Origin of the sequence: uncultured Oscillibacter sp., from assembly GCF_910584465.1 — a bacterium.
Taxonomy (GTDB): domain Bacteria; phylum Bacillota; class Clostridia; order Oscillospirales; family Oscillospiraceae; genus Oscillibacter.
In genome coordinates, this window is record NZ_CAJUBK010000127.1 from 1 (window position 1) to 2,113 (window position 2,113).

The following is a 2,113-nucleotide window of genomic DNA, read 5'->3' on the forward strand; positions in this document are numbered from 1 at the left end:
ACCGTCAAGGGCGCGGCGCTGTTCGCGCGGGAGCGGGACCTGCTGCCCCTCCTGTTTGAGGACAACCGGCAGGCGCTGGCAAAACGCTTCCTGGAGCTCATCGAAAAAGAAGCGGACCCGGAGCGATACGACCTGGGCGTGATGCTGCGCAGCGTGCTGCCGGAGGAGTCGCCGCTGCGGGTCGTGGAGGACGTCCGGTTCTTCAAGGACCATCCCGCGCTCACCCGGCTGGTCCTGGGCAGCGGGCATCTCGCGGCGCTGGACCGGATGACGGCTTCATTGCTGGAGGGAGGGCCTTTGAAGAGCGAGGAGGCGTTCCTCCAGCTCTACCTGACCCTGGCAGCGCTGGAAAACCAGGCCTCCGCCTTCCTCTTCGGCAAGGTCCGCCTGGCGGAGCTGTACGCCAGGGGAGGGCGCCTGGACGACTGCCGGGCGGTCTTGGAGGAGCTGGAGGAGATGGGAGCCGGAGATCTGCCGGAGGTGGCAGCGCTCCGAGAAAGCTGTGAAAGAGAGGGCCTGCTATGAAGGTCGTGATCTTAGCGGGGGGCCTCGGCACCCGCATCAGCGAGGAGAGCCATTTGAAGCCCAAGCCCATGATCACCATCGGGGAGCAGCCCATCCTCTGGCACATCATGAAGTACTATTCCAGCTTCGGCTTCCATGACTTCGTGATCTGCTGCGGCTATAAGGGCCACATGATCAAGGAGTATTTCGCGGACTATTACCTCTACCGTTCCGACGTGACCTTCGACTTCTCGGCGGAGAACCGGATGACGATCCACCAGAACATCGCGGAGCCCTGGCGGGTGACGCTGGTGGACACGGGGCTGAACACCCAGACCGGCGGACGCGTCAAGCGGGTGGAGAAGTACATCGGGGGCGAGCCCTTCCTGCTGACCTATGGCGACGGGGTGAGCGACATTGATCTGGACGCCTTACTCGAGCAGCACCGGGCCTCCGGCAAGACCGTGACCCTGACGGGCATCCAGCCCGGCGGGCGCTTCGGCGTGCTGGACCTGGACGAGGCGGGGACGACGGTCTCCGGCTTCCGGGAGAAGGCGAAGGAGGACGGCGGCTGGATCAACGGCGGCTTCATGGTGATGGAGCCGGAGGTGTTCGGCTACCTCAGCCCGGAGGAGGGCTGTATCCTGGAGCGCGCCCCGCTGGAGACCCTGGCCCGGGAGGGGAAGCTGGGCATCTACAAACACGACGGCTTCTGGCAGTGCATGGACACCCAGCGGGACCGGGGGCGGCTGGAGTGGCTGTGGGGGAGCGGGCGCGCGCCCTGGAAAGTGTGGGAGGAGACATGATCTCAGTCATCATGCTGACTTACGACCGGGAGGCGCTGGTCTCCCGGGCCATCGAGAGCATCCTGGCCCAGACGTACGGGGACTTCGAGTTCCTGATCGTGGACAACGGCTCCACGGACCGCAGCGGCCAGATCGCGGATGCCTACGCCGCCAAGGACGGCCGCATCCGCGTCATCCACCGGGCGCGGGGGAACATCGGCGCGGGCCGGAACACGGGGCTGGACGCCGCCCGGGGCGAGTACATCACCTTCATCGACGACGACGACTGGGCGGAGCCGGACTTCCTGGCGTTCCTGGTGGACCTCCTGGAGCGGCACGCCGCCGATGTGGCGATCTGCGGGGCGGCGGACAAGGCGTTCGATGAAGAGACGGTCATGACCGCGGAAGAGGCCCTGATCGAGCTGATGTGGCGGAAGAAGTACAACATGGCCTTCCCGACCAAGCTGTTCCGCCGGGAGCTTGTGGAGGACCTGCGCTTCCCGGAGGAGGGGGCCTACGACGACATCGCCCTGATGTACAAGCTGCTGGCGGGGGCGGAGCGGGTGGCCTACCACGGTCTGCCGAAGTACACGTTTTACCGGCACGAGGGCAACAACTCCGCCTGGACGACGGATCACAGCCTGCTCGACGCCGCGACCCTGGACGAATATCTGCACGCCTACCGGACGCGCACGGAGTGGCTCAGCGGCCTGTTCCCGGACAGCGCTCCGGCCTGGCGCTATTTCGAGTGGTCCTTCATGATCTCCATGGTGGAGAAGATCTCCCGCCTGCGCATCCCGGGCTGTGACAGGCAGCTCGCGGCC

The 2,113-nt window shown here is 66.0% G+C and carries 3 protein-coding genes; all 3 read left to right on the forward strand.

Going from position 1 to position 2,113, the window contains the following annotated elements; all coding sequences use genetic code 11:
• Positions 1-525, forward strand: a 525-nt coding sequence (locus QZ332_RS13485; protein WP_295766387.1) for a hypothetical protein, incomplete at its 5' end; no start/stop codon positions are given.
• Positions 522-1,310: a glucose-1-phosphate cytidylyltransferase gene (gene rfbF / locus QZ332_RS13490; RefSeq protein WP_295766389.1), complete on the forward strand. Its 789-nt coding sequence runs from the start codon at positions 522-524 to the stop codon at positions 1,308-1,310. The genes QZ332_RS13485 and rfbF, both read left to right, overlap by 4 nt.
• Positions 1,307-2,113: glycosyltransferase family 2 protein (locus QZ332_RS13495; protein WP_295766390.1), on the forward strand; the 807-nt coding region annotated here is incomplete at its 3' end. The genes rfbF and QZ332_RS13495, both read left to right, overlap by 4 nt.